The organism is Variovorax sp. ISS6 (assembly GCF_056523145.1).
In genome coordinates this window covers 6,420,207-6,446,530 of the sequence record NZ_JAWRZC010000001.1, presented here as the reverse complement: position 1 = coordinate 6,446,530, position 26,324 = coordinate 6,420,207, and the positions used below count along the sequence as shown (strand labels likewise).

Sequence of the window (26,324 nt, the reverse complement as noted above, 5' to 3'; positions counted from 1 at the left end):
CGCGCCGCCGGGGCCGCTACTTGACCTGCTGCTTGCCCAGCTTGCGCGCGAGCGTCCGCCGGTGCATGCCGAGCCGGCGCGCGGTCTCGGAGATGTTGAAGCCGGTCTCGGCCAGGGTCTCGTGGATGCGCTCCCATTCGAGGGTCTTGATCGAGGTCGAGCGGTTGGTCAGCTCGACCTCGGTGGTGCCGACCGCGCGGCCGAAGGCGGCCTCGATGTCGTCGGTGTTCGAGGGCTTGGCCAGGTAGTGGCAGGCGCCGAGCTTGATGGCCTCGACCGCGGTGGCGATGCTCGCGAAGCCGGTCAGCACCACGATCAGCGTCTTGGCGTCGTGCCGGTGCAGCGTCTGCACGCAGGCCAGGCCCGAGGCCTCGCCGTTGAGCTTGAGGTCGACCACCGCGAAGCCCGGCGCATGGTGGCGCAGCAGGTCCTCCACATCCTCGAGGTTGCTCGCGTGCAGCACGGTGTAGCCGCGGCGCTCGAACGAGCGGCCCAGCGTGCGCGCGAAGGCCGCGTCGTCCTCGACGATCAGCAGCTGGCGTTCGGCCTCGGCCTCGGCGCCGGTGTCAGTGGGGGATTCCGTCATGGCCATGCATCCCGATGTTCTCTTCCTCGTCGTCCTCTTCTTCCAGCACGATGGCCGCGAGCGGCAGCGCCAGCGTGACCGCGGCGCCGCCCTCGGGCCGGTTGCGCGCGGCCACGCGGCCGCCCACGGTGCGCGCGACGTTGACCACCAGGAACAGCCCGAGGCCGCCACCGGGGCGGCCCTTGCTCGACTGGTAGGGCTTGCCGAACTGCGCCAGCATCGCGGGCGCGAAGCCCGGGCCGGCGTCGGTGACGACCAGCTGCAGGTCGTCGCCCTCGTGCGCCACCTCGAGCCGCACCCAGTGCGGCGAGGCTTCGAGCGCATTGTCGAGCACGTTGCAGATCATCTGCTTGAGCGCCGAGTCGGAGACCATCGGCAGGTCGCGGCCGAAGCGGTTGTCGTAGACGAAGGTGCCGACCGGCCGCGTGGTGCGCCACTCCTCGACCAGGTCGTCGAGGAAGGTGCTGACCGTGGTCTCCTCCGACGACTCGCCGCGCGCCTCGCCGGCCGACAGCAGGATCCCGCTGACGATCGACTTGCAGCGCTGGATCTGGATCTCCATCTCGCTGACCTCCTGCAGCAGCTCGGGGTCGGAGCTGAAGTGCGGCAGCCGGCGCCAGTCGCCGAGGATCACGGCCAGCGTGGCCAGCGGCGTGCCGAGCTCGTGCGCCGCGCCCGAGGCGAGCAGGCCCATGCGCACGATGTGCTCCTCCTCGGCGGCGCGCTGGCGCAGGCCCGCGAGCTTGGCGTCGCGCTCGCGCAGGTTGCCGCTGATGCGCGTGATGAACACCACCAGCAGCGCCGCGTTGAGCGCGAAGCACACCAGCGTGCCCTGGATGTAGGGGCTCCACAGGCCGCGGTCGTGGTCGGGCGGCAGCGAGAGCGGGCGCGAGAACAGGGCAAGCCCCGCGAAGCACAGGGTGGTGACGCCCACCACGGTCCAGGTCGACCAGGGCTTGAGCAGCACCGCGCCCAGGATCACCTGCAGCAGGTAGAGGAAGACGAAGGGGTTGCTGGCGCCGCCGCTCAGGTAGAGCAGCGAGGTCAGGATCGCCACGTCGACCAGCAGCGCGAGCATCAGCTCGCCGTTGGTCACGCGCCGGTGGGTGCGCCAGCGCAGCAGGCTCGCGAGGTTGAACAGCGCCAGGCAGGTCAGCGCCTGCAGCATCTGGTTGAGCGGCAGGTGGATGCGGTAGCCGTAGTGCACCACCAGGATCGTCACCACCTGCCCCACCACGGCGAACCAGCGCAGCTGGATCAGCTGCTGCATGTTCTTGTGGCCGGTCGCGTTGTCCAGGCTGGCCACGCCCGCGCGCGGGGCCTGCAGCGCGCCGGCGACCGCGACCGCGTCAGCCGCGGTCGGCATCGCGATGGGAAGCGGGGGCGGCGTGCGGCTGTCCGTCGGCATGGCGCGCATTGTCGCTGCCGCCGGTAGAGCGGCCTCGGCGCTCGTCGCGCCAGACGAAGACCGCGCCCGCGGCGACCATCAGCGCCAGCCCGTACCAGGTGAGCGCATACACCAGGTGGCTGTTGTGGAAGGCGATGACGGTGAGGCCGGGCGCGGGCCAGGCGGGCGCGCCGTCGAGCGCGCGCGGAATGCCGGGCTCGGCCTCGGCGTCGATGAAGTAGGGCGCCACCGCGTCGGCCGCGATGCCGTGCGCCGCGGCGATCGCCGCCACGTCGCGCGAATACCAGCGTCCGCCGGCCGGGTCGTTGCTGCGCAGGAAGCCGCCGCGCGGCTCGCTGATGCGCAGCAGGCCCGTCACCTGGGTCTCGCCCATCGGCTCGGGCGCGGTGCGCGCGGCGCGCTCGCGAGCCTCGGGCGGCACGAAGCCGCGGTTGACCATCACCACGCCGCGCGCGGTCTGCAGCGGCGTCAGCACCCAGAAGCCGGCGCCGAGGGTGGTGCTGGCCTGCACCAGGGTCTCTTTCTCGTGGAGGAAGACGCCCGAGAGCCGCACGTGGCGGTATTCGTCGTCGGCGGCATTGACGCGCGGCCAGTCGGCGCGCGCCGGGGGCGCGACCGGCACGGCATGCACGCGCTGCTCGACGCGCTCGATCAGGGCCAGCTTCCAGGCCCGGCGCTCGACCTGCCAGGTACCGAGCGCGAAGAAGGCGGCGAACAGCACGGCCCCGAGGACCGCCAGCACCACGAGCCCGGCCGCGGAGCGCTGGCGGCCGGTGGGCGTGCGGTCGGTGGCCGGCGCGCTCAAGGCATGTTCTTCATGTCGTGCATCGACGGCGGCATCATGTTGGTGTTCATGTGGTACATGACCCACAGCGAACCGGCCAGCGTGATGACCACGAGCACCAGCGTGAAGATCAGCGCCAGCATGTTCCAGCCGCCCTCGGACTTGGTGTCCATGTGCAGGAAATACACCATGTGCACCACGATCTGCACCACGGCGAAGCCGAGGATGATCAGCGCGGTCGTGCTCTTGCTGTCGAGCACCTTGCCCATCACGAGCCAGAACGGAATGGCCGTGAGGATCACCGCCAGCACGAAGCCGGTCATGTAGCCCTTGAAGGTGCTGTGGCTCACCGGGCCGTCGTCGTGGTGATCGCCGTGGCCGTGGTCGTCATGGCCGTGGCCATGGGTGTCGTGGGGTGCTGCGCTCATGCCATGGATCCCATCAGGTACACGAAGGTGAAGACGCCGATCCAGACGACGTCCAGGAAGTGCCAGAACATCGACAGGCACATCAGGCGGCGGCGGTTGGCCGCGGTGAAGCCGTGCTTGGGCAGCTGGAACAGCAGCACGACCAGCCAGACGATGCCGAAGGTGACGTGCAGGCCGTGGGTGCCGACCAGCGCGAAGAACGAGGACAGGAAGGCGCTGCGCTGCGGGCCCGCGCCCTCGTGGATCAGGTGCGCGAATTCGTAGAGTTCGAGGCCGATGAAGCCCGCGCCCAGCAGGCCGGTGATGGCCAGCCAGGCCAGCGTGCCGCCCATGCGCTTCTTCTGCATCTCGAGCATCGCGAAGCCATAGGTGATCGACGACAGCAGCAGCAGCGAGGTGTTGATCGCCACCAGCGGCAGGTCGAACAGGTCGGCGCCCGAGGGGCCGGCCGCGTAGCTGCGGCCCAGCACGCCGTACACCGCGAACAGGCAGGCGAAGATGAGGCAGTCGCTCATCAGGTAGAGCCAGAACCCGAGCAGGGTGCCGTTCTCCGGATGGTGGTCCTCGTTGCGGACGTTGAACAGCTCGAAGGTCGGCACGCTCGATGCGTTGCCCACCGTGTGGGTGCCGGCGGCGCTGGAGGGGAGGGCGGTACTGTTAGACATGGGCGGCCAGGAGGCGCGTGCGAGCGTCTTCGGTGCGGACGACTTCGTCCGCGGGGATGTGGTAGTCGCGCTTGTAGTTGAAGGTGTGGACGATGATGGCCACGAGCATCACGAAGAAGCCCACGCCGGCCACCAGCCACATCTGCCAGATCATGGCGAAGCCGAACACCGCGCTCAGCGCCGCGATGACGAAGCCGGCGGCCGTGTTCTTGGGCATGTGGATCGGGCTGAAGCCTTCCAGCGGGCGCTGGTAGCCGCGTGCCTTCATGTCGGACCAGGCGTCGTTGTCATGGATGCGCGGCGTGAACGCGAAGTTGTAGGCCGGCGGCGGCGACGAGGTCGACCACTCGAGCGTGCGGCCGTCCCACGGGTCGCCCGTGGTGTCGCGCAGCGAGTCGCGGCGGATGTAGCTCACCACGATCTGGATCAGGAACGAGGCGATGCCCAGCGCGATCAGCACGGCGCCGAAGGCGGCGACCTGGAACCAGATCTGCAGCGACATGTCCTGGAAGTGGCTCATGCGGCGCGTCACGCCCATCAGGCCCAGGATGTACAGCGGCATGAAGGCGAACCAGAAGCCGACGATCCAGAACCAGAACGAGCACTTGCCCCAGAACGGGTCGAGCTTGTAGCCGAAGGCCTTCGGGAACCAGTAGGTGATGCCCGCCAGCATGCCGAACAGCACGCCGCCGATGATCACGTTGTGGAAGTGGGCGATCAGGAACAGGCTGTTGTGCAGCACGAAGTCGGCCGGGGGAACGGCCAGCAGCACGCCGGTCATGCCGCCGATCACGAAGGTGATCATGAAGCCCACGGTCCACATCATCGGCAGCTCGAAGCGGATGCGGCCGCGGTACATGGTGAAGAGCCAGTTGAAGATCTTCGCCCCGGTCGGGATCGAGATGATCATCGTCGTGATCCCGAAGAAGGAGTTCACGCTGGCGCCCGAGCCCATGGTGAAGAAGTGGTGCAGCCACACCAGGTACGACAGGATCGTGATCACGACCGTGGCGTAGACCATCGAGGCGTAGCCGAACAGGCGCTTGCCCGAGAAGGTGGAGACCACCTCCGAGAAGATGCCGAAGGCGGGCAGGATCAGGATGTAGACCTCGGGGTGGCCCCAGATCCAGATCAGGTTCACGTACATCATGGCGTTGCCGCCGAGGTCGTTCGTGAAGAAGTTGGTGCCGACGTAGCGGTCGAGCGACAGCAGGGCCAGCACGGCGGTCAGCACCGGGAAGGCGGCCACGATCAGCACGTTGGTGCACAGCGCGGTCCAGGTGAAGACGGGCATCTTCATCATGGTCATGCCGGGCGCGCGCATCTTCACGATGGTCGCCAGCAGGTTCACGCCCGAGAGCAATGTGCCCACCCCCGCTATCTGCAACGACCAGATGTAGTAGTCGACCCCCACGTCGGGGCTGAAGAGGATGCCCGACAGCGGCGGATAGGCCAGCCAGCCGGTCTTGGCGAACTCGCCGACGAACAGCGAGGCCATCACGAGGCCGGCGCCGAAGGTGGTCATCCAGAAGCTGAAGTTGTTCAGGAACGGGAAGGCCACGTCGCGCGCGCCGATCTGCAGCGGCACCACGAAGTTCATCAGGCCCGTGACCAGCGGCATCGCCACGAAGAAGATCATGATCACGCCGTGGGCCGTGAAGATCTGGTCGTAGTGGTGCGGCGGCAGGAAGCCCGCGTTGTCGCCGAAGGCCACCGCCTGCTGGGCGCGCATCATCAGCGCGTCGGCGAAGCCGCGCAGCAGCATCACCAGGCCCAGCACGATGTACATGATGCCGATCTTCTTGTGGTCGATGCTGGTGATCCAGTCGTGCCACAGCGTGCTCCACAGCTTGAAGTAGGTGATCGCGCCGAGCAGCGCGACACCGCCGAGCACGACGGCGGCGAAGGTTACCAGCAGGATCGGTTCGTGGTAGGGGATCGCCTCCCACGTGAGGCGGCCGAAGACGAGCTTCGTCAGGTCGAGGTTCTGGAGCATCGTCATTCTTCGGTGGTGCACATCGCCGTGACGTACTTGCCGTACGCACGCTTGGGCGAATTGATGTCGTCGGGTTGCCAGGGCTGCGCGGTCGCGACGTTGTAGGCGCCGGGCTTGCCCAGGCCGCCGTCGGCGTCGATCGCCATCATCTGGCTCATGCACATCTTGCTGCGGTCGACGCAGCGGTTGAGGATGGCGCCGTAGAGGTCGGGCGACACGCTCGCGAAATGCCTGGCGGGCTCACGCTCGCTCGGCACTTCGAGCTTCTGGTAGCGCTCGCGGCTGAGTTCGCCTTCGGGGCTGGACTTGACCTTCTGCACCCACTGGTCGAAGTCGGCGTTGCTCAGGCCGTGGAACTTGAAGCGCATGCCCGAGAAGCCGGCGCCGCTGTAGTTGGCCGAGAAGCCGTCGAACTCGCCGGGCGCGTTGATGACCGCGTGCAGCTTGGTCTCCATGCCGGGCATGGCGTAGATCTGGCCGGCCAGCGCGGGGATGAAGAAGGAGTTCATCACCGACGAGGCGGTGATCTTGAAGGTGATCGGACGGTCCACCGGGGCCGCGAGTTCGTTCACGGTGGCGAAGCCCTGCTCGGGATAGATGAACAGCCACTTCCAGTCGAGCGCCACCACTTCCACGGTCAGCGGCTTGACGTCGGCCGTGATCGGGCGCTGCGCGTCGATGCGGCTGAGCGGGCGGTAGGGGTCGAGCGTGTGGGTGCTGATCCAGGTGATCGCGCCCAGCGCGATGATGATCAGGAGCGGCGCGGCCCAGATCGCGAGCTCGAGCTGGGTCGAGTGGTCCCAGTTCGGCTTGTAGATGGCTTCCTTGTTCGAGGCGCGGTAGCGCCAGGCGAAGAAGACCGTCAGCGCGATCACCGGGATGATGATGATCAGCATCAGCACGGTCGAGACGACGATCAGCCGTCCTTGCTGGTTGGCGATGTCGCCGGAGGGATTCAGGAGCACCGTGTTGCAGCCCGCCAGGAAGGCGAGGGGCAACAGCAGGAGCCATCGGCGAAGGGTGTGGAGGATGGGCATGCCGAGAGACGGAAGGGCGGAAGGGTGGCCAGGGCCGCGCGAAAGACCCCACAATCTACGACCAAAGGTTCCCGCAGGCTATTGGACGTTTTGTCCTATGGCGGGAATCCTCGTTCGGTGAGACGCTTGGCACCTGTTTCATGGCCTACCTTTGTCACGCTTCGTGACAACCGAATTACATAACCCAATGACGACGTCCAGCATCAGCCCGCAAGGCGCATCGCCCGTGCCGCACACGTCCGACACCGCCGCCCCGGACGACGACCACTCGCGCATCGATCCGGGCGAGATCGCCGTCGGCGTGGTCATCGGCCGCGCCTCGGAATATTTCGACTTCTTCGTCTACGGCATCGCCTCGGTGCTGGTGTTCCCGGCGGTCTTCTTCCCGTTCGAGCAGCGGCTCGAGGGAACCCTCTGGGCCTTCGTGGTCTTTTCCTTCGCCTTCATCGCACGGCCGTTCGGAACTGTCATCTCGATGGAGATCCAGCGACGTTTTGGCCGCGAGACCAAGCTCACGCTGGCGCTGTTCGTGCTCGGCACCTCGACCGCCGGCATTGCCTTCCTGCCGGGTTATGCGAGCCTGGGCTTCACCTCGATCGTGCTGCTGTCGATCTTCCGCTTCGGCCAGGGCCTGGCCTTCGGCGGCTCGTGGGACGGCCTGCCTTCGCTGCTCGCGCTCAACGCCCCGGCCAACCGCCGCGGCTGGTACGCCATGCTGGGCCAGCTCGGCGCGCCGATCGGCTTCTTCGTGGCCAGCGCGCTGTTCGCGTACCTCTACTCGAGCCTGACGCTCGAGGACTTCCTCGACTGGGGCTGGCGCTACACCTTCTACGTGGCCTTCGCGATCAACGTGGTGGCGCTGTTCGCGCGCCTGCGCCTGGTGGCCGCCGACGAGTACGCCCGCCTGCTCGAGGAGCGCGAGCTGCAGCCCACCAGCGTGGTCGAGCTGGTGCGCTCGCAGGGCTCGAACCTGCTGATCGGCGCCTTCGCGGCGCTGGCCAGCTATGCGCTGTTCCACCTGATCACCGTGTTCCCGCTGTCGTGGATCACGCTCTACTCGAACCAGGCCATCACCGAGTTCCTGGTGATCCAGATGATCGGCGCCGTGCTCGGCGCCGGCGGCATCGTGGCCTCGGGCCTGATCGCCGACCGCATCGGCCGCCGCTTCACGCTGGGCGGGCTGGCGGCGCTGATCGCCGTGTTCAGCGGCTTCGCGCCCACGCTGCTCGACGGCGGCAAGATCGGGCAGGACGTGTTCATCCTGCTGGGCTTCATCCTGCTGGGCCTGTCGTACGGCCAGGCGGCCGGTGCCGTGACCGGCAACTTCGAGGCCAAGTACCGCTACACCGGTGCCGCGCTGACCACCGACCTGGCCTGGCTGATCGGCGCCGCCTTCGCGCCGCTGGTCGCGCTGGGGCTGTCGGCCCACTTCGGGCTGGCCTACGTGAGCGTGTACCTGCTGTCGGGCGCGGCGGGAACGCTCGCGGCGCTGGGCTTGAACCGGGCGCTGGTGCGCGACTGAGCGCGCGCCGTCGCATCCGTTGCACGAGAAGGGGCCCTTGCGGCCCCTTCGCCATTCGGGGCGGGGCTCGGGGGTAGGATCGCGTCGATGTTCTCCGCCGCAATCTTCGACATGGACGGGCTGCTGATCGACTCCGAGCGGCCCATCATGGCCGCCTGGATGGCGGCCGCCCGCACGCTCGACGTCGAGCTCAGCCACGCCCAGTACCTGCAGGTGGTGGGCCTGGCCACCGCCGAGTCCGAGATCATCCTCTCGGGCCTGCTCGGCGGCCAGGCCGCTTTCCGCCATGCGCTCGAGCACGTGCGCCAGGCGCTGGCGCTCGAACGCTCCGACGGCACGCCGCTGTTCCCCATCAAGCCCGGCGCGGCCGAGTTCCTGGGCGCCCTGCGCGCGCGCGGCACGCGCTGCGCCGTGGCCTCGTCCTCGACCAGCGGGCAGATCCAGGCCTGCCTCGGCAGCCTCGGCGTGCTGCATCACTTCGAGGCCTTCGCGGGCGGCGACGAGGTGCCGCGCGCCAAGCCCGACCCGGCGCTCTACCTGCTCGCGGCTTCGCGCCTGGGCGTGGACCCGACGCAGTGCATCGCCTTCGAGGACAGCGAGAACGGCGCCAAGGCGGCGCTGGCCGCGGGCCTGCGGGTGGTGATCGTGCCGGACCTCAAGCACCCGCCGGCCGCGATCGTCGAGCAGGCCTTCCATGTGCTCGCGTCGCTGCACGATGCGAACGCGCACCTGCCGCGCTGGTTTCCCGGCGAGATGGTGCGGCCGTGATCAGGATCGGCACCCTGTGCCACGTGCTCGACAGCTGCCTCGCGTCGCCGATGACCGAGCGCGCGGTCGGGCGCATCGTCGAGGTGGTCTCGGCGCCCTATGAAGCGCCGAGCGAGCGCTACCTGCCCGGCACCTACTACGACGTGCTGTTCGAGGGCTGGACCTTCTACTGCCGCAGCGACAAGCTGGTGCCGATCTCCGACCCCGGCGCGGACGTCGGGCGCTGGGAGGACGAGTTCCTCGACCTTCCCGCGAGCACGCCTCAGAGCACTTCGTCGCGCAGCTGCGGGAACACCTTCGACACCTTCGCCAGCAGGTAGTCGCCGTAGCGGCCGCTGAAGGCGTGCACGTTGGCGCGGTCCCAGCGCTCGGCGCTGTCGTCCACGGCGGCAGCGCCCGCGAGGCCCTCGATGCGCTGCACGCGCGCCTCGAAGTTCGGATCGAAGAACAGCGGGAACGACAGCCGGTTGCGGCCCGAGGTGTTGCGCTTCACGCGGTGCGGCGTCGACTTGTAGAGGCCGCCGGTCATGCGGTCGAGCATGTCGCCGATGTTGCAGACGAAGGAGCCCGCGATCGGCGGCGCATCGATCCAGCCCGCGGGCGTGTGCACCGCGAGGCCGCCCACGCTGTCCTGGTGCAGGATCGTCAGCAGGCCGTAGTCGGTGTGCTCGCCCACGCCCCATTGCACGTCGAGGCCCTCGGGCACCGGCTGCGAGGGATAGTCGAAGAGCCGGAACAGGATCAGCGGATCGCCCGTGTAGCGCGCCGCGAAATAGTCGGCCGCAAGGCCCAGGCTCAGCGCGATGCCTTCCATCAGCCGGTGGCCGAGCTGCGTCACGGCCGCCATGTAGCCGAGGATGGTGTCGCGGAAGTCCTCGAGGCCCGGCGCGTCGGGAAAGAGATTCGGCCCGTGCACCGGTGTCCTGGCCTGCACCAGCGGATGCGTGGCCGGCAGCTCGGTGCCGAGGTAGAGCCCTTCCTTCCAGTCGGGCCGGCCTGAGGTCAGCTCGCCGCCGAGCGGGAAGTAGCCGCGCCAGGCGCGCCCGCCGAGCGCCATGCGCCACTGCATCTTGGTCGCCTCGGGCAGGTCGAAGAAGCGGTGGCTCAGGGTCTCGAGCCGCGCCACCAGCGCGGGGTCGACGCCATGCCCCGTCATGTAGAAGAAGCCGTGCGCGCGGCAGGCCTCGCCGATGCGCGCGGCCACGGCCTCGCGGCCCGGCGCGTCGCCGGCCACCAGCGGCGCGACGTCGATCACGGGCAGGGTCTGGAGGGAAGCGGTGTTCGTCATGGGGTGCGTGCGAAGGGCGAGCGGATGTCGGACAGGAACTGCTGCGCGCGCGGATGCTGCGGGCGGTTGAAGAAGTCGTCGGGCGTGGCGCGCTCGAGCACCTTGCCCTCGTCCATGAAGAGCACGCGGTCGGCGACCTCGCGCGCGAAGCCCATCTCGTGCGTCACGCAGACCATGGTCATGCCGTCGCGCACCAGGTCGCGCATCACCAGCAGCACCTCGCCGACCATCTCGGGGTCGAGCGCGCTCGTGGGTTCGTCGAACAGCATCACCGGCGGCTGCATCGCGAGCGCGCGCGCGATCGCCACGCGCTGCTGCTGGCCGCCCGACAGCTCGCCGGGCCAGGCCCGGGCCTTGTTCGCGAGGCCCACGCGCGCGAGCAGCGCCATGGCGCGTTCCTCGGCCTGCGCGCGCGAGAGGCCGTGCAGCTGCATCGGCGCCATGGTGCAGTTCTGCAGCACCGTGAGGTGCGGGAACAGGTTGAACTGCTGGAACACGAAGCCGATGCGCGAGCGGAAGGCGTTCACGTCGGTGCCCGGCGCGTGGATGTCCTTGCCCTCGACCAGGATGCGGCCCGACTGGATGGCCTCGAGCCGGTTGAAGGTGCGGATCAGCGTGGACTTGCCCGAGCCCGAGGGGCCGCAGACCACGACCACCTCGCCCTTGTGGATGGTTTCGCTCACGTCCACGAGCGCGTGGTAGCTGCCGTACCACTTGTTGACGTTCTGGAGTTCGATCATGCGGAAGCCTTGCGGGCGGCGGCCCGGCCCTCGGTGACCGCGACCACCGGCAGGCCGCGCCGCGCGAGGCGGCGCTCGAGCCAGTAGGCGAAGCGCGAGAGGCCGAAGCAGAGGATGAAATAGGTCAGCCCGAGGATGCCGAAGACCTGGGCCGGCTTGGTGAACACCTGGGTGTTGATCTGGGTGGCGATGAACGAGACCTCGGCCAGGCCGATGATGTAGCCCAGCGAGGTCTCCTTGATGGTCGAGACGAACTGGTTCACCAGCGAGGGCAGCATGCTGCGCAGCGCCTGCGGCAGCACCACCAGCCGCATCGCGCGGCTCCAGCTCAGGCCGAGCGCGCGCGCGGTCTCCATCTGGCCGCGCGGCAGGCCCTGGATGCCGGCGCGCACGATCTCGGCCAGGTAGGCGGCGTCGAACACCACCAGCGCGATCAGCATGGTGGCGAACTGGTCGGTCTTCACGCCGGTGACGCTGGGCAGGAAGAAGTAGGCCCAGAAGATCACCATCAGCAGCGGCAGCCCGCGCACCACGAACACGAAGCCGCTGACCGGCCAGCGCAGCCAGCGCCACGGGCTCACGCGCGCCAGCCCGAGCACGATGCCCAGCGGCAGCGCGAGCACCAGCCCGCACGAGGCCAGCAGCAGGGTCAGCACCAGCCCGCCGAGCGGGCCGTTGGGGTACTGGCCGATCAGGAAGTAGAGCCAGTAGTCCTGGATCAGTTCGATCATCGCGAAGCCTCCGTGCGCATCACAGCGTCCTCACCGGGAAGCGGTGGTGGTACCAGCTCGCGAGCGCCGTGATCGCGAGCGAGACCGTGAGGTAGGCCGCGCTCGCGAAGGCGAAGGACTCGAAGCTGCGGAAGGTCGCGCTCTCGACCTGGCTGGCCTGGTACATGAGTTCGGCCACGCCGATCACGGTGGCGATCGAGGTGTTCTTCCACAGGCTCAGGGTCTGCGAGATCAGCGGCGGCACGGTCACGCGCAGCGCCTGCGGCAGCACCACGCGGCGCATCGTCGCGAGCCAGCCGAAGCCCAGCGCGCGGCCGGCCTCGAACTGCACCGCGGGGATCGAGCGGATGCCGCTGCGCATGTCTTCGGCCATGAAGGCGGCCGTGTAGAGCGACAGCGCGACGATCGCGCTGTAGGCCTCGATGTGGCCCGCGTAGAGCCATTGCTTGAAGCCTTCGGGCAGCAGCTCGGGCGCGCCGAAATACCAGAACAGCATGTGGGCCAGCAACGGTATGTTGCGGATCGACTCCACGTAGGCGAAGCCGAGCCAGCGCAGCGGCGCCAGCGGCGACAGGCGCAGCATGGCCACCACGAGCGCGATCGGCAGCGCGCACACCAGCGAGGCCGCGAGCAGCTGCAGCGACAGCCACAAGCCCGCGACGAGCATGTCGTGGTACTTGCCGGTCAGCAGCAAGGAATAGTCGAACAGGGGCATGGGGGCGACAGTATCGCTGCCGCGTGGTGGATTGGCTCCCTCCCCCGCTGGGGGAGGGTTGGGGTGGGGGCACCGGGCGGTCGATGCGCTCGTGGCCGGTGCGAAGGCCGCATGCCCCCATCCCGGCCTTCCCCAGAGGGGGAAGGAGGGGGAATGCGGGGTCAGTCGATCTTGTCGCTCTCGAACTTGAAGTCGCGCGTCTGGAAGCCCGAGGCGGTGTTCGGGCCATACCACTTCACGAAGATCTTCTCGGCCTCGCCCGACTTCTCGAGCTCGCGCAGCGTGTCGTCCACCACCGCCTTCAGGCCGCTCTCGCCCTTCTTGATGCCGATGGCCAGCGCCTCGGTGCTGAGGTTCTGCTTGAGCACCACGTACTGGGCCTTCTGCGGGCCGAGCTTGGCGTAGCTGCGCAGCAGCGCGGCCTCGTCGTCGACGTAGCCCACGCCCTTGCCTTGCTGCAGCGCCTGGAAGGCCTGCTGGCTGGTGTCGAAGGTCACGACCTCGGCCGTGGGCACGGCCTTGCGGATGTTGGGTTCCTGGGTGCCGCCGCGGATGGTCAGCACCTTCTTGCCGCCGAGTTGCGATACCTCGGCGATGCCGCTGTCCTTCTTCACGATCGCCTTCTGGCCGGTCACGAAGGTGGTCAGCGAGAAGTCGATCTGCGCCTCGCGCTCCTTGTTGTGCGTGAGGCCGGCCGCGACCAGGTCGACGTGGCCCTGCTGCAGCTCGGGGATGCGCGCGGCCACGGCGATCTGCTTGAGCGTGGTCTTCACGCCGATCTTCTTGGCGATGGCGTTGGCGAGGTCGACCTCGTAGCCCACGATCTGGCGCGTCTTGGGGTCGATGAAGGTGGCGGGCTCGTCGGTGCCGAGCACGCCGACCACGAGTTCGCCCTTCTTCTTGATGTCGGCCAGCTGGTCGGCGTGGGCCACGGTGCCCGCGAGCAGGGCGGAGGCGGCGAGGGCCGCGGCGAGGATGTTCGGGCGCATGTGTTTCTTCTCCTTCTGGGAATGCAAGGGCGGCACCTTATCAACAAAACTTCGGTTCATTAAATGGTCAATCCATATATGTACATGGCCGCATGGGAATGAACGTGCGGTAAATTCGCGCCCGCGCGCCCGTCAAGAGACCGGTGCCCGGCGCCTCGCGCGCCACCCGTCCTTTTTCTTTCCCAGACTGCCTTCCTCCCCATGATCATCCAACCGCGCGTGCGTGGCTTCATCTGCGTCACGACCCATCCCGTCGGCTGCGAGGCCAATGTCCGGCAACAGATCGAGCACGTGCGGGCCCAGGGCCCGGTCGCGGGCGCGCCGAAGCGGGTGCTGGTGATCGGTGCCTCCACCGGCTATGGCCTCGCGGCGCGCATCGTCGCGGCCTTCGGCGGCGGCGCCGACACGCTGGGCGTGTTCTTCGAGCGCGCCGGAAGCGCCACCAGGACCGGCACGCCCGGCTGGTACAACACGGCCGCCTTCGAGCGCCTCGCCGCGGCCGAGGGCCGCTATGCGAAGAGCATCAACGGCGACGGCTTCTCCGATGCCGTGAAGCAACAGACGATCGAGACCATCCGCCAGGACCTGGGCCAGGTCGACCTCGTGGTCTACAGCCTCGCGGCGCCGCGGCGCACCCATCCGAAGACCGGCCAGGTCTTCAACTCCACCCTCAAGCCCATCGGCCAGGCGGTGAGCCTGCGCGGCATCGACACCGACAGCGGCACGGTCAAGGAGACCGTGCTCGAGCCGGCGACGCAGGAGGAGATCGACAACACGGTGGCCGTGATGGGCGGCGAGGACTGGCAGCTGTGGATCGACGCGCTGCACGAGGCCGGCGTGCTGGCCGAGGGCGCGAAGACCACGGCCTTCACCTACCTCGGCGAGAAGATCACGCAGGACATCTACTGGAACGGCTCGATCGGCGCGGCCAAGAAGGACCTCGACCGCACCGTGCCCGCGATCCGCGCCAAGCTCGCGGCCCATGGCGGCGGCGATGCGCGCGTGGCGGTGCTCAAGGCGGTGGTCACGCAGGCCAGCTCGGCGATCCCGATGATGCCGCTGTACCTCTCGCTGCTGTTCAAGGTGATGAAGGAAGAGGGCACGCACGAGGGCTGCATCGAGCAGGTCGACGGCCTGTTCCGCGAGGGCCTCTACGGCAGCGCGCCGCCGCTCGACGAGGAAGGCCGGCTGCGCGCCGACCGCAAGGAGCTCGCACCCGCGGTGCAGGCGCGCGTGCTCGAACTGTGGCCGCAGGTCACGAGCGAGAACCTGCAGGCGCTGACCGACTTCGCGGGCTACAAGGCCGAGTTCCTGCGCCTGTTCGGCTTCGGCATCGCGGGCGTGGACTACGCGGCCGATGCCAACCCCGACGTGCCGATCCCCGGCCTCGTGCAGGTGGGCTGAGCGATGCAGATCCAGGACAAGCCGCCCTTCGACACGCCCTTCGAATGGATCGGCGGCGAGGAGAAAGTGCGCGCGCTGGTCGAGCGCTTCTACGACCTGATGGACCTCGAGCCCGGCTACGCGCAACTGCGCGCGGTGCACGGCAGCGACCTCGACAACGCGCGCCAGCGGCTGTTCTGGTTCCTCTGCGGCTGGCTCGGCGGCCCCGCGTACTACACCGACCGCTTCGGCCATCCGATGCTGCGCGCGCGCCACCTGCCGCAGAGCATCGGCGGCCACAGCATCGGCATCAAGGAACGCGACCAGTGGCTGGCGTGCATGGACCAGGCCATGGGCGAGACCGAGGTGCCCGAGGACCTGCGCGCGCGGCTGCGCGACTCCTTCTTCAAGACCGCCGACTGGATGCGCAACCGCGGCGGCTGAGAACAACGATTTTCGAAAGACTCACTTCATGAATTCCATCGTCATCATCGGCGGCGGCCACGCGGCGGCCCAGCTGTGCGCCGGCCTCGCCGAGGCGGGGCAGGGCGCGCGCGTGCACCTGGTCTGCGAGGAGGCCTGCGAGCCCTACCACCGTCCGCCGCTGTCGAAGGCCTTCCTCAAGAGCGCCGAGGAAGCCACGCAGCCGCACAAGGCGGCCGACTGGTACCGCGAGGCCGGCATCACGCTGCACCTGGGCGATGCGGCCGTGGCCATCGACCGCGAGGCGCGCAACGTGACCCTGCGCTCGGGCGCGGTGCTGCCGTGGGAATCGCTGGTGCTGGCCACCGGCACGCGCGCGCGCCGGATCGCCGCGCTCTCGCACGAGCTGGTCAACGTCGCGAGCCTGCGCGCGGCCGACGAGGCGCATCGGCTGCGCGCGCGGCTGGCCGAGGCGCAGCGCGTCACGGTGCTCGGCGGCGGCTTCATCGGCCTCGAGGTCGCGGCCACCGCCAAGGCGCTCGGCAAGGCGGTGCAGGTGATCGAGAGCGCGCCGCGCCTGCTGGGCCGCGCGGTCTCGCCCGAGCTCTCGGACCACGTGCTGGCCACGCACCGCGCCGCCGGCATCGACATCGTGCTGGGCGCGACCGCCGACGACTTCGAGGTCGAGGGCGACCGGCTGGTGTCGCTGCGCGTGAACGGCGCACGGCAGCCGGTCGACCTGCTGCTGCTGGGCATCGGCGCGGTGCCCGAGACCGCGCTCGCGCAGGCCGCGGGCATCGAGTGCGCCGACGGCATCGTGGTCGACGAGCACATGCAAACCAGCGCGGCCGGCGTGCTCGCGGTCGGCGACTGCACGCGCTTCCCCGACCGGCGCGCGGGCCGCGCGCTGCGGCTCGAGTCGGTGCAGAACGCCAACGACCAGGCGCGCACCGCGGTCGCCACGCTGCTGGGCACGGCGCGCGCGCACGACGTGGTGCCGTGGTTCTGGTCCGACCAGGGCGGCATGCGGCTGCAGATGGTGGGGCTGGTGCCGGCCGAGGGCACGCCGGGCCATGTCACGGTGCGCCGTGCGGGGCCGAAGCCCGATGCCTTCTCGCTGTTCCATTACGTCGACGGGCAGCTCGCGTGCGTGGAATCGGTGAACGCGCCGGTCGACCACATGATGAGCCGCAAGCTGCTCGACGCGGGCCGCAGCCCCGATCCCGCGGCGGTCGCGGACGCTTCGGTACCACTTAAGAATCACCTCGCGTAAACATCCGGTCACGGCTTGTCGCAACGCGGCTGCATTTCAGGCTTCATTCACCGGACTGTCACCTCGGCTTCGGAGACTGGTCTTCCTTGAACAGGAGGGAGACCTTTCGATGAAGCCACTCGCAAACACCCGCTTTCCACGCACCGCGTCCATGACCGCCTGTGCCGCACTGATCGCCACCGCCATGCTGAGCGCATGCGGCGGCGGGGATGGCGGCGGCGGCGTGTTCCTGCCGGTGCCGCCGCCCGCGCCGGCGCCGTCCCCGGCGCCCGCCCCCGCGCCGATCGCGGCCGGCACGCGCGCCACCGTCGCGCTGCTCGAGACCACCGACCTGCACTTCAATGTGCGCAGCTACGACTACTTCAAGCTCGCCGAGGACAAGTCCTATGGCTACGAGCGCACCGCCACGCTGATCGCGGCCGCGCGCAAGGAGTTCGCGAACACGCTGCTGTTCGACAACGGCGACACCATCCAGGGCACCGCGCTGGCCGACTACGAGGCGCTGGTGAGCCGCATCCCGTGCACCCAGCCGCTGTCGATGTACAAGGCGATGAATGCCGCCGGCTTCGACGCCGGCACGCTGGGCAACCACGAGTTCAACTACGGCCTCGATTTCCTCAACCAGGCGATCGGCGGCGGCCTCGACGTCGAGGGCGTGGACGGCACGAAGAAGTGCGCCGGCCCGAACTTCCCGCTGGTGCTGGCCAACGTGCAGAGCGTGAAGAGCGGCAAGCCCCTGCTCGCGCCCTACACCATCGTCAACAAGAGCTTCACCGCCACCGCGCCCGACGGCTCGCGCGTGACGGTGCCGCTGAAGGTCGGCGTGATCGGCTTCACCACGCCGGGCATCATGAACTGGGACAAGCGCTATCTCGAGGGCAAGCTGCGCACCGAGGGCGCGGTGGAAGCCGCCACGCGCTACATCCCCGAGCTGCGCGCCAAGGGCGCCGACATCGTGGTCGCGCTGCAGCACGGCGGCCTCGACGCCGCGGCCTACACGCCGACCATGGAGAACCCGGGCCTGCACCTGTCGAAGGTGCCGGGCATCGACGCGCTGCTGATGGGCCACCAGCACGGCGTGTTCCCCGACCGCGGCGCCAGCCCCGGCTTCAAGCAGCCGGGCGTGGACAACGCCGCCGGCACCGTGAACGGCGTGCCGGCCGTGATGCCGAGCTCGTGGGGCAAGGCGCTGGGCGTGATCAAGCTCGAGCTGTCGTGGGACGGCAAGGCCTGGGCCATCGACAAGAGCAAGACCGCGGTCGAGGCGCGCTCCACGCAGACCGGCAAGGACGACGCGGGCAAGGCGGTCTACGTCGATGCCGACCCGGCCATCGCGCCGCTGATCGAGACCCAGCACCAGGCCGCGATCGACTACGTGAAGACGCCGATCGGCAGCACCGACTTCCGCATGAACACCTACTTCGCCGATGTCGGCGACCCGGGCGCGATCCAGATCGTGAACCAGGCCCAGGCCGACTACGTGAAGAGCTACATCCAGGCCAACCTGCCGCAGTACGCGAGCCTGCCGGTGCTGTCGGTCAGCGCGCCCTTCAAGTCGGGCTACGAGGGTGGCCGCGACTACACCGACGTGGCCGTGGGCAACCTCGCGATCTTCAACGCGGCCGACCTCTACCTGTACCCGAACACCGTGTACGCGGTGAAGGTCACGGGCGCCGAGATCAAGGCCTGGCTCGAGGCCGCGGCCAAGCGCTTCAACAGGATCAGCACCACGGCCACGGCCGACCAGCAGCTGATCAGCACCTTCCCGGGCTACAACTTCGACATGTTCACCACGCCCGACGTGCAGTACGAGATCGACGTGACGCAGGAGGTCGGCAGCCGCATCCGGAACCTCACCTACCTGGGCGCGGCCATCGATCCGGCCAAGGAATTCGTGATCGCCACCAACAACTACCGCGCCACCAGCGGCGCGAGCTTCATACCCGCGCTCGACGGCCGCGCGACGATCTATGCCTCGCCCGATGCCAACCGCGACGTGCTGATCGCCTACGTGAAGGCGAAGAAGACCATCACGCGCGCGGCCAACGGCGCGGCGCGCAGCTGGCGCTTCACCAAGGCCGCGACGGCCGGCAACGTGGTGTTCACCTCGGGGCAGGGCCAGCTCGCGTCGGCGACGGCGGCGGGGCTGGACAACGTCTCGCTGCTGACGGCGGACGACGGGAGCGGGAAGGGGCGCTCGGTCTACAAGCTCGACCTGGGCAAGTGAGGGGGTGGCTCCCTCCTGCCGGAGGGAGCCGCTCAGCGCCTGACGGGCGCCAGCAGCACCACCAGCGCCCCGGCCCCGCCTTCGGCCGGCTTGGCCTGCACGAAGGCCAGCACCTCGTTCTTCTGGATCAGCCAGCGCTGCGTCTTGGTCTTGAGCACCGGCTGCTTGCCGGGCGAGCCCAGGCCCTTGCCGTGCACCACGCGCACGCAGCGCAGGCCCTGCTTGTGCGCGTTGCGGATGAAGCCGCCGAGCGCCTCGCGCGCCTCGTCGCTGCGCAGGCCGTGCAGGTCGACCTGGGCCTGGATCGTCCAGTCGCCCTTGCGCAGCCGCGCGGTCACGTCGGTGCCGATGCCGGGGCGGCGGAAGCTCATGGCGTCGTCGACGTCGAGCAGCGTGGTGACGTCGAACTCGTCGGACAGCGACTCGCGCAGCACGCGCTGCTCGTCGAGCTGGTGCTGCACCGGGATCGGCGCCGGCGGCTCGGGCGCGAGCGGCACGGTGCGCGTCTTCTGGCGCAGCGGCTCGGTGGCGCCGACGGCGCGCGCGAACAGGTCCTTTTCGGCCGCGCGCTTGCGCTCGGCCGCGGCGCGCTCGGCAGCCTCGGCCGCCTCGCGCTCGCGGGTTTCGGCCAGCTGGCGCTGCACCTGCTTGAGGTCGGCCAGGTTCTTCAGGCTCCTGGTGGCGGGCGGACGTGCGGCGGCCATCAGAGCAACCCCCGTTCGGCCATCGAGAAGCTGCGGCCCGTGCTCACGATCACGTGGTCGAGCACGCGCACGTCGACCAGCGAGAGCGCGGCGCGCAGCGTCTGCGTGAGCGTTTCGTCGGCGCGCGAGGGCTCGATGCTGCCGCTCGGATGGTTGTGGGCCAGCACCACCGCGGCCGCATGGTGGTGCAGCGCGCGCAGCACCACCTCGCGCGGATAGACGCTGGTCTGGGTGAGGGTGCCGCGGAACAGCTCCTCGAGCACGATCAGCCGGTGCTGCGCATCGAGGAACAGCACCGCGAACACCTCGTGCGGCCGCGTGCCGATGTGCATCTGCACGTACTGCCGCACGGCCTCGGGCGCGTCGAACACGGTGCGCTGCGAGAGTTGCTCGGCCATGGCGCGACGCGCGAGCTCGAGCACCGCGACGAGCTCGGCGCGCTTGGTGGCGCCGCCCATGCCGCGCACGCCGCGCAGCTGCTCGGGACTGGCCTGCAGCAGGCCCGCGAGGCCGCCGAAGCGCTCGTGCAGTTCCTGCGCGAGCTGCAGCACGTTCTTGCCGGCCACGCCGGTGCGCAGCAGCAGCGCGAGCAGCTCGGTGTCGGCCAGCGCGGCGGCGCCGCGCGCGATGAGCTTCTCGCGCGGGCGGGCATGTTCGGGGAGATCCTTGAAAGCCATGGAGAGCCTGCTAAACCTTGAACGGGGCGGGTGGAAGCGCCCGTCCTTAAAATGCAGCCCAGTTTATCGGGACACCCGTCTTGTCTTTGTCAACCATTGCTGCCCCCATGTCCCAAGCGCCCCACGTCGTCACCCCCGGCTCCTTCCTGACCCTGCACTACCGGCTGTCCGGGCCCGCGGGCGACATCATCAACACCTTCGCCGACAAGCCCGCCACGCTGTCGCTGGGCACCGGCGAGCTCTCGCCCGCCGTCGAGCAGCGCCTGCTGGGCCTCGAGGAGGGCGCGCACGCCACCTTCGAGCTGCCGGCCGGCGAGGCCTTCGGCGAGCGCAATCCCGAGATGCAGCAGTGGGTCGCGAAGAAGCTGCTGGCGCAGATCGGCGATCCCGACGAGCAGTACGCCGTGGGCGACGTGGTGCAGTTCCCCACGCCCGACGGCACCGGCAGCTATGCCGGCGCGGTGATCGAGTCCAACGAGACCGGCGTGCGCTTCGATTTCAACCATCCGCTCGCAGGCCAGCCCGTGACCTTCGAAGTGCAACTGATCGGGGTGTTGTGATGGCACGCGGCACCGCGGCCGGGGAGGCACGATGAACGAAGGCATCGAGGAAGTCATCCTCGCCGAGCCGCGCGGCTTCTGCGCGGGCGTGGACCGCGCGATCGAGATCGTCGAGCGCGCCATCGCCAAGTTCGGCGCGCCGATCTACGTGCGCCACGAGATCGTGCACAACACCTACGTGGTCAACGAGCTCAAGGCCAAGGGGGCGATCTTCATCGAGGAACTGTCGGACGTGCCGCCCGGCGCCACGCTGGTGTTCAGCGCGCACGGCGTGAGCAAGGCGGTGGAGCAGGAGGCGCGCGATCGCGGCTTCGAGATCTTCGACGCCACCTGCCCGCTGGTGACCAAGGTGCACGTCGAGGTCGCCAAGCTCGCCAAGGAAGGCTACGAGTTCATCATGATCGGCCACAAGGGGCATCCCGAGGTCGAGGGCACGATGGGCCAGCTCTCGAGCGGCATCCACCTGGTGGAAGACGTGGAGGACGTGGCGCGCGTCGCGCCGGGCCAGACCGAGAAGCTCGCGGTGGTCACGCAGACCACGCTGAGCGTGGACGACGCGGCCGAGATCGCCGCCGCGGTGCGCGCGCGCTTTCCGGCCGTGCGCGAGCCCAAGCAGCAGGACATCTGCTACGCCACCCAGAACCGCCAGGACGCGGTGAAGATCATGAGTCCGCAGGTCGACCTCGTGATCGTGGTCGGCAGCCCCACCAGCTCCAACAGCAACCGCCTGCGCGAACTGGCCCAGCGCCTGGGCACCGAGAGCTACATGGTCGATTCGGCCGACGAACTCCAGCCCGAATGGTTCGAGGGCAAGACCCGCATCGGCCTGACCGCCGGCGCCTCGGCGCCCGAGGTTCTGGTGCGCGAGGTGATCGAGCGCGTGCGCGCGTTCGGCGCGGTCTCGGTGCGCAAGATGGACGGCATCGAGGAAACCATCAAGTTCCCGCTGCCCAAGGGCCTCAAGCTGGCCGACATTCCTCCTCCTGGACACATCTCTTGACCCTTGCCGTACCTACCCAATGGCGCTCCGAAATCGATAGCGCCTGGCAACGCCTGAACGAACGCTCGGGCCACTTCCTGCGCCAGACCCCGCTGTGGAAGCTGACCGCGGCGGCGCTCGGCGTCGCGGCGCCGGGGGCCGAAGTCTGGCTCAAGCTCGAGCACCTGCAAGTCAGCGGCAGCTTCAAGGCGCGCGGCATGATGAACCGGCTGCTGGCCAACCCCATTCCCGAGAGTGGCGTGATCGTCGCCTCGGGCGGCAATGCCGGCATCGCCACCGCCGCCGCGGCGCGCGCGCTCGGTGTGCGCTGCGAGGTCTACCTGCCCGGCGTCTCGCCCGAGGCCAAGCGCGCGCGCCTGCGCGCGCTGGGCGCCGAGGTGGTGGTGGTCGGCCAGCTCTATCCCGATGCACTGGCCGCCTGCCTGGCGCGCCAGGCCGAAACCGGCGCCCTGCTGACCCATGCCTACGACCAGCCCGAGGTGGTGGCCGGCGCCGGCACGCTGGGCCGCGAGATCGAGGCCGAGGGCGGCCTGCCCGATGCCGTGCTCGTGAGCGTGGGCGGCGGCGGGCTGATCGGCGGCCTCGCCGGCTGGTTCGAGCGGCGCGCGCGCGTGATCGCGCTCGAGCCCGAGGGCGCGCCCACGCTGTTCCGGGCCCGAGAGGCCGGCGCGCCGGTCGATGTCGAGGTCGGCGGCATCGCGGCCGATTCGCTGGGCGCGCGCCGCATCGGCGCCATCGCCTGGGACATCGCGCAGCGCCACGTCGCCGATGCGCTGCTGCTGTCCGACGAGGCGATCCGCGCCGCCCAGCAGTGGCTGTGGAAGGAGATGAAGCTGGCCGTCGAACCGGCCGCCGCGCTGCCGCTGGCCGCGCTGCAGACCGGCGCCTACGTGCCGCGCGCGGGCGAGAAGGTCTGCCTGATCGTCTGCGGCGCGAACGTCGATCCGGCCACCGTCGGCTGAACCAGCCCCGCGCGGGGCGGGGTGCGGGCGCGCCCACCTAAAATCGGGCGATGCTCGACATCACCCTGCTCCGCAAAGACCTGGCCGCCGCCGTGGCCGGCCTCGAAAAACGCAAGAAGAACCAGCCCTACCTCGACGTCTCGGCCTTCACCGCGCTCGAGGCCGAGCGCAAGACGCTGCAGACCCGCACCGAGGAGATCCAGGCGCGCCGCAACACGCTCAACAAGCAGATCGGCCCGCTCAAGGCCAAGGGCGAATCGGTCGACGCGCTGATGGCCGAGGTCAACGCGCTCAAGGCCGAGCAGGAATCGCAATCGAAGCGCCTCGACGAGATCCAGCCCGAGCTGCAGGCGCTGCTGCTCGCCGTGCCCAACCTGCCGCACGCCAGCGTGCCGCTGGGCGAGGACGAGACCGGCAATGTCGAGCAGCGCCGCTGGAGCCCGCAGGGCGGCGCCGGCGCCTCGGCCACGCCGCTGGGCTTCACGCCCAGGGACCACGTCGACCTGGGCGCGCCGCTCGGCCTCGACTTCGAGATGGGTGCCAAGCTCTCGGGTTCGCGCTTCACCGTCATGAAGGGCCCGATCGCGCGGCTGCACCGCGCGCTCGCCCAGTTCATGCTCGACATCCAGACGCAGCAGCACGGCTACACCGAGTGCTACGTGCCCTACATCGTCAATGCCGCCACCCTGAGCGGCACCGGCCAACTGCCCAAGTTCGAGGGCGACCTGTTCGCCGCGAAGAAGGGCGGCCAGGACGGCGAGCCCGCGCCCGACCTGTCGGCGCTCTACCTGATCCCGACCGCCGAGGTGCCGCTCACGAACTTCGTGCGCGACGAGGTCGTGCCCGAGGCGCAGCTGCCGATCCGCCTCACGGCCCACACCCCGTGCTTCCGCTCGGAAGCCGGCAGCGCGGGCCGCGACACCCGCGGCATGATCCGCCAGCACCAGTTCGACAAGGTCGAGATGGTGCAGGTGGTGCATCCCGAGAAGAGCTACGAGGCGCTCGAGCAGATGACCGGCCATGCCGAGGTGGTGCTGCAGGCGCTCGAGCTGCCCTACCGCGTCGTGCTGCTGTGCACCGGCGACATGGGCTTCGGCTCGACCAAGACCTACGACCTCGAGGTCTGGCTGCCCGCGCAGGACACCTACCGCGAGATCAGCTCGGTCTCGAACTGCGAGGCCTTCCAGGCGCGGCGCCTGCAGGCGCGCTTCAAGAACGCCCAGGGCAAGAACGAGCTGGTGCACACCCTCAACGGCTCGGGCCTGGCGGTCGGCCGCACCCTGGTCGCGGTGCTCGAGAACCACCAGAACGAGGATGGCTCGATCAACGTGCCGAAGGCGCTGCGGCCCTACCTGGGTGGCACCGAGGTGCTGCGCGGCTGACGAAAAAACGACAGGGAAATCGCTGCACGGCGTGGTTGTGTCGATTTTCCTGGCTATAATCGCAGGCTCGACAGAGCGACCGGAGAGGTGGCAGAGTGGTCGAATGTACCTGACTCGAAATCAGGCGTACTAGCGATAGTACCGAGGGTTCGAATCCCTCCCTCTCCTCCAACGATTCAAAGGGTTAGTGGCCACTAGGCTACTAGCCCTTTTTCGTTGGGGCTTCCTCTGAGAAGAAGGCTTTCCTAGGAGCGCGCTGCATCACGGACCGTGTAAATTAACCGTGTGACAGACGACGTGCCTAGATACCCTGGCGTGCATCGCCGCCCAGATTCCAACATCTACCAGTTCGGCCTACGGGTGCCGACCGACCTGCGGGATCGCTTTCCCACGCCATGGGCCGTCCGCTGTTCGCTGCAGACGGCGGACATACGTGCTGCGAACGCCAGGGCAAAGGGTTTGCAGGTCGAGTGGGAAGGTCGCTTCCAGGCCCTTAGAACGGGCCAGGAGCCTCCCAAACAGATCGATCCTGCTCCTGGTCTCGACGACCTCCGATCAGCCCTCCTGCAGCGGATTGAAGCCGCGTTGCCGGGTGTGGACTCTCGTGCTTCCGGCCTTTCGGCTGAGGAGCGGCGCGAGAAAATCAGTTCGGCGCAGTGGGTTCTGGACTCGGGGCGAGATGCTCTCGAAGGTGGATGGGTTGATGACGTAGGCTCCGAGGATTGGATTTCGCAGTTGGCTCCCACGAGGCATCCTGCCGCAGTGGCCGAGATTCAGGCCGCGCGGGTCTTGCTTTCAGAACTGTATGTCGAGGCGTTGTCAGATACGTCCCGGACCTTTCCTCTCAGGGTTCGGCGGCTGCGGGAGCGGCGGGCGCTACTTGCCTCCGCTGCAGCGGCTCAGCAACCGACGTTGATGCCAGCAACTGTTGCGACGAAGCCTGTGTCGGCGACGCCGGGGCACCGAATCATGGATGCCTTCGAGGTGTGGAACATAGCGGGTAGGCCGACGAAGACCGTCTCGAAGTTCAAAAGTCATACACGACAGTTCTTGACCCTCGCCGGTGACCCGGTCCTAGAAGGCTTTACCAAGCGCGACGCTATCGAATTCCGCAATGCTGTGCAGAGCTGGGCGGTTAAGGAGGGCAAGACGGCCACGACCGCCAACAACGTGCTCATAAGCGTCCGAGCCATTTTCACAGCCGCCCGTGACCAGGGGTGGATCGAGAACAACCCTCTGTCCGGGTTGGAAGTGAAGACCGGCGGTAAGAAGGGCGAGCGGCGAGAGCCGTGGACGCACGATGAGCTGCGGCTTCTGTTCGGAGACCCGATCTTCACCGAGTACCGCTTGCCTACCGATAAGAAGGCAGGACTGGACGCTGCCTATTGGATTCCCTTGATTGCCTGCTACACGGGGGCTAGGGTGAGCGAGATTGCCCAGCTCTGGACGGACGACCTGACACTTGCTCCTGGAGCGGAGGTGATTGAGTTTCGAGCAGAGGAAGGGCGTGGGCAGAGCTTGAAGACCGAAGGTTCGTGGCGAGCCGTACCGATCCATTCGGAACTGATTCGCCTGGGTTTGGCTGACTACGCGGCAAGCGTGCCGAAAGGCCGCCTATTCCCTTCCTTGCCCACGGCGGGAGTTAATGGGGCGGGAGGTCAGTTCGGTAGCTGGTTCGGTGGATTTAAGAAGGCCAAGGGCTTTCCCTCGACTAAGACCCTCCACTCTTTTCGGCACCTCGTTGCGACGGAGTTGCGCTTGAATGGCGCCACCGAGTCTCAAGCCAATGCGATCACTGGTCATGCAGGGCAGGGCGTAGCTGGACAGGTCTACGCCGCCACAATCAGGCAACAAGCCAATCGACTTCGAGATGTGGTTGAGCTGCTGAAGTTTCCGGGGCTGACGCTGCATCGTGTCTATCCCGCCGAGGGCGGTAAGAAACAAGCGGGGCGGTGCGAAAGGGTGTAAGGCCTCCCGTGCGGATGCGCGTTCTGCTTGTGCGACAGAGCAGGACTGTGCGGACCGGAAGCCCTCCCTTTCTCCCGGTGCCGCACAAGACGCAAAGCCTAAATAACT

At 68.6% G+C, this 26,324-nt stretch carries 26 protein-coding genes and 1 tRNA gene; 13 read left to right on the top strand and 14 right to left on the bottom strand.

The features are described from left to right. Positions 1-16: 16 nt before the first annotated feature. The 7 genes from AC1HIL_RS29715 to cyoA are packed head-to-tail and all read right to left on the bottom strand — an operon-like array spanning position 17 to position 6,904. Positions 17-586, bottom strand: a complete 570-nt coding sequence (locus tag AC1HIL_RS29715; protein ID WP_296728771.1) for a response regulator transcription factor — start codon at positions 584-586, stop codon at positions 17-19. After that, on the bottom strand, positions 567-1,952 hold the full coding sequence (locus AC1HIL_RS29710) for an ATP-binding protein (RefSeq protein ID WP_057593001.1): 1,386 nt from the start codon (positions 1,950-1,952) through the stop codon (positions 567-569). The genes AC1HIL_RS29715 and AC1HIL_RS29710 overlap by 20 nt, the downstream gene beginning before the upstream one ends. Next, positions 1,936-2,799, bottom strand: coding sequence for an SURF1 family protein (locus AC1HIL_RS29705; RefSeq protein ID WP_479670675.1), 864 nt, complete (start codon positions 2,797-2,799; stop codon positions 1,936-1,938). Before AC1HIL_RS29705 ends, AC1HIL_RS29710 begins: the two co-directional genes overlap by 17 nt. Further along, entirely contained in the window at positions 2,796-3,206 is a 411-nt protein-coding gene (gene cyoD / locus AC1HIL_RS29700; protein WP_057592976.1) for a cytochrome o ubiquinol oxidase subunit IV, read from the bottom strand. Before cyoD ends, AC1HIL_RS29705 begins: the two co-directional genes overlap by 4 nt. After that, entirely contained in the window at positions 3,203-3,871 is a 669-nt protein-coding gene (gene cyoC / locus AC1HIL_RS29695; RefSeq protein WP_261214827.1) for a cytochrome o ubiquinol oxidase subunit III, read from the bottom strand. Before cyoC ends, cyoD begins: the two co-directional genes overlap by 4 nt. Next, complete coding sequence (gene cyoB, locus AC1HIL_RS29690; RefSeq protein WP_057592979.1) at positions 3,864-5,867, bottom strand: cytochrome o ubiquinol oxidase subunit I; 2,004 nt, start codon at positions 5,865-5,867, stop codon at positions 3,864-3,866. Before cyoB ends, cyoC begins: the two co-directional genes overlap by 8 nt. A gap of 2 nt (positions 5,868-5,869) precedes the next feature. Continuing rightward, a complete protein-coding gene (gene cyoA, locus AC1HIL_RS29685; RefSeq protein WP_057592981.1) occupies positions 5,870-6,904 on the bottom strand; it encodes a ubiquinol oxidase subunit II in 1,035 nt (344 codons plus the stop codon). Positions 6,905-7,091: 187 nt separating this feature from the next. On the opposite strand from cyoA, the gene AC1HIL_RS29680 reads away from it, so the two are divergent. The 3 genes from AC1HIL_RS29680 to AC1HIL_RS29670 all read left to right on the top strand — a co-directional run bounded on the left by AC1HIL_RS29680 (position 7,092) and on the right by AC1HIL_RS29670 (position 9,514). Continuing rightward, entirely contained in the window at positions 7,092-8,426 is a 1,335-nt protein-coding gene (locus tag AC1HIL_RS29680; protein ID WP_057592982.1) for an MFS transporter, read from the top strand. An 87-nt stretch (positions 8,427-8,513) separates the two neighbouring features. Next, positions 8,514-9,194: an HAD family hydrolase gene (locus AC1HIL_RS29675; protein WP_208509393.1), complete on the top strand. Its 681-nt coding sequence runs from the start codon at positions 8,514-8,516 to the stop codon at positions 9,192-9,194. Continuing rightward, a complete protein-coding gene (locus tag AC1HIL_RS29670) occupies positions 9,191-9,514 on the top strand; it encodes a hypothetical protein (RefSeq protein WP_209541674.1) in 324 nt (107 codons plus the stop codon). Before AC1HIL_RS29675 ends, AC1HIL_RS29670 begins: the two co-directional genes overlap by 4 nt. On the opposite strand, the gene AC1HIL_RS29665 is transcribed toward AC1HIL_RS29670, so the two are convergent. The 5 genes from AC1HIL_RS29665 to AC1HIL_RS29645 form a co-directional block, all read right to left on the bottom strand. Beyond that, complete coding sequence (locus AC1HIL_RS29665; protein ID WP_479670674.1) at positions 9,457-10,482, bottom strand: isopenicillin N synthase family dioxygenase; 1,026 nt, start codon at positions 10,480-10,482, stop codon at positions 9,457-9,459. The genes AC1HIL_RS29670 and AC1HIL_RS29665 overlap by 58 nt on opposite strands. Then, positions 10,479-11,222, bottom strand: a complete 744-nt coding sequence (locus tag AC1HIL_RS29660; protein WP_479670673.1) for an amino acid ABC transporter ATP-binding protein — start codon at positions 11,220-11,222, stop codon at positions 10,479-10,481. The genes AC1HIL_RS29665 and AC1HIL_RS29660 overlap by 4 nt, the downstream gene beginning before the upstream one ends. Next, positions 11,219-11,953, bottom strand: coding sequence for an amino acid ABC transporter permease (locus AC1HIL_RS29655; RefSeq protein WP_093340827.1), 735 nt, complete (start codon positions 11,951-11,953; stop codon positions 11,219-11,221). Before AC1HIL_RS29655 ends, AC1HIL_RS29660 begins: the two co-directional genes overlap by 4 nt. A gap of 19 nt (positions 11,954-11,972) precedes the next feature. Continuing rightward, positions 11,973-12,668: an amino acid ABC transporter permease gene (locus tag AC1HIL_RS29650; protein ID WP_479670672.1), complete on the bottom strand. Its 696-nt coding sequence runs from the start codon at positions 12,666-12,668 to the stop codon at positions 11,973-11,975. 161 nt (positions 12,669-12,829) lie between these two features. Beyond that, positions 12,830-13,657: an ABC transporter substrate-binding protein gene (locus tag AC1HIL_RS29645; RefSeq protein WP_261214807.1), complete on the bottom strand. Its 828-nt coding sequence runs from the start codon at positions 13,655-13,657 to the stop codon at positions 12,830-12,832. A gap of 201 nt (positions 13,658-13,858) precedes the next feature. Here AC1HIL_RS29645 and fabV point away from each other — a divergent pair, with 201 nt between their 5' ends. The 4 genes from fabV (at position 13,859) to AC1HIL_RS29625 (ending at position 18,963) form a co-directional block, all read left to right on the top strand. Continuing rightward, the gene (gene fabV, locus AC1HIL_RS29640) at positions 13,859-15,061 is read left to right on the top strand and encodes an enoyl-ACP reductase FabV (protein ID WP_479670671.1); all 1,203 of its coding nucleotides are present in this window, start codon (positions 13,859-13,861) and stop codon (positions 15,059-15,061) included. A gap of 3 nt (positions 15,062-15,064) precedes the next feature. Beyond that, the gene (locus AC1HIL_RS29635) at positions 15,065-15,484 is read left to right on the top strand and encodes a group II truncated hemoglobin (protein WP_208509388.1); all 420 of its coding nucleotides are present in this window, start codon (positions 15,065-15,067) and stop codon (positions 15,482-15,484) included. 28 nt (positions 15,485-15,512) lie between these two features. Continuing rightward, positions 15,513-16,736, top strand: a complete 1,224-nt coding sequence (locus AC1HIL_RS29630; protein WP_479670670.1) for an NAD(P)/FAD-dependent oxidoreductase — start codon at positions 15,513-15,515, stop codon at positions 16,734-16,736. A gap of 109 nt (positions 16,737-16,845) precedes the next feature. Continuing rightward, a complete protein-coding gene (locus tag AC1HIL_RS29625) occupies positions 16,846-18,963 on the top strand; it encodes a bifunctional 2',3'-cyclic-nucleotide 2'-phosphodiesterase/3'-nucleotidase (protein WP_479670669.1) in 2,118 nt (705 codons plus the stop codon). Positions 18,964-18,995: 32 nt separating this feature from the next. On the opposite strand, the gene AC1HIL_RS29620 is transcribed toward AC1HIL_RS29625, so the two are convergent. Both AC1HIL_RS29620 and radC read right to left on the bottom strand, forming a co-directional pair. Beyond that, positions 18,996-19,667: a Smr/MutS family protein gene (locus AC1HIL_RS29620; protein WP_057597303.1), complete on the bottom strand. Its 672-nt coding sequence runs from the start codon at positions 19,665-19,667 to the stop codon at positions 18,996-18,998. After that, on the bottom strand, positions 19,667-20,344 hold the full coding sequence (gene radC, locus AC1HIL_RS29615) for a RadC family protein (RefSeq protein ID WP_261214797.1): 678 nt from the start codon (positions 20,342-20,344) through the stop codon (positions 19,667-19,669). Before radC ends, AC1HIL_RS29620 begins: the two co-directional genes overlap by 1 nt. A gap of 107 nt (positions 20,345-20,451) precedes the next feature. Between radC and AC1HIL_RS29610 the strand changes: the two genes are divergently transcribed. The 6 genes from AC1HIL_RS29610 to AC1HIL_RS29585 all read left to right on the top strand — a co-directional run bounded on the left by AC1HIL_RS29610 (position 20,452) and on the right by AC1HIL_RS29585 (position 26,216). Further along, entirely contained in the window at positions 20,452-20,904 is a 453-nt protein-coding gene (locus tag AC1HIL_RS29610; RefSeq protein WP_057597301.1) for an FKBP-type peptidyl-prolyl cis-trans isomerase, read from the top strand. Between the two features lie 31 nt (positions 20,905-20,935). Then, positions 20,936-21,904 (top strand): 4-hydroxy-3-methylbut-2-enyl diphosphate reductase, encoded by a 969-nt coding sequence (gene ispH / locus AC1HIL_RS29605; protein ID WP_479670668.1) that lies wholly within the window; start codon positions 20,936-20,938, stop codon positions 21,902-21,904. Between the two features lie 32 nt (positions 21,905-21,936). Next, a complete protein-coding gene (locus AC1HIL_RS29600) occupies positions 21,937-22,866 on the top strand; it encodes a threonine/serine dehydratase (protein WP_479672448.1) in 930 nt (309 codons plus the stop codon). Positions 22,867-22,916: 50 nt separating this feature from the next. Next, positions 22,917-24,248: a serine--tRNA ligase gene (gene serS / locus AC1HIL_RS29595; RefSeq protein ID WP_296728714.1), complete on the top strand. Its 1,332-nt coding sequence runs from the start codon at positions 22,917-22,919 to the stop codon at positions 24,246-24,248. A gap of 81 nt (positions 24,249-24,329) precedes the next feature. Next, positions 24,330-24,419: transfer RNA gene (locus AC1HIL_RS29590), tRNA-Ser, on the top strand. A gap of 114 nt (positions 24,420-24,533) precedes the next feature. After that, a complete protein-coding gene (locus tag AC1HIL_RS29585) occupies positions 24,534-26,216 on the top strand; it encodes a phage integrase (protein WP_479672789.1) in 1,683 nt (560 codons plus the stop codon). Positions 26,217-26,324: the final 108 nt, after the last annotated feature.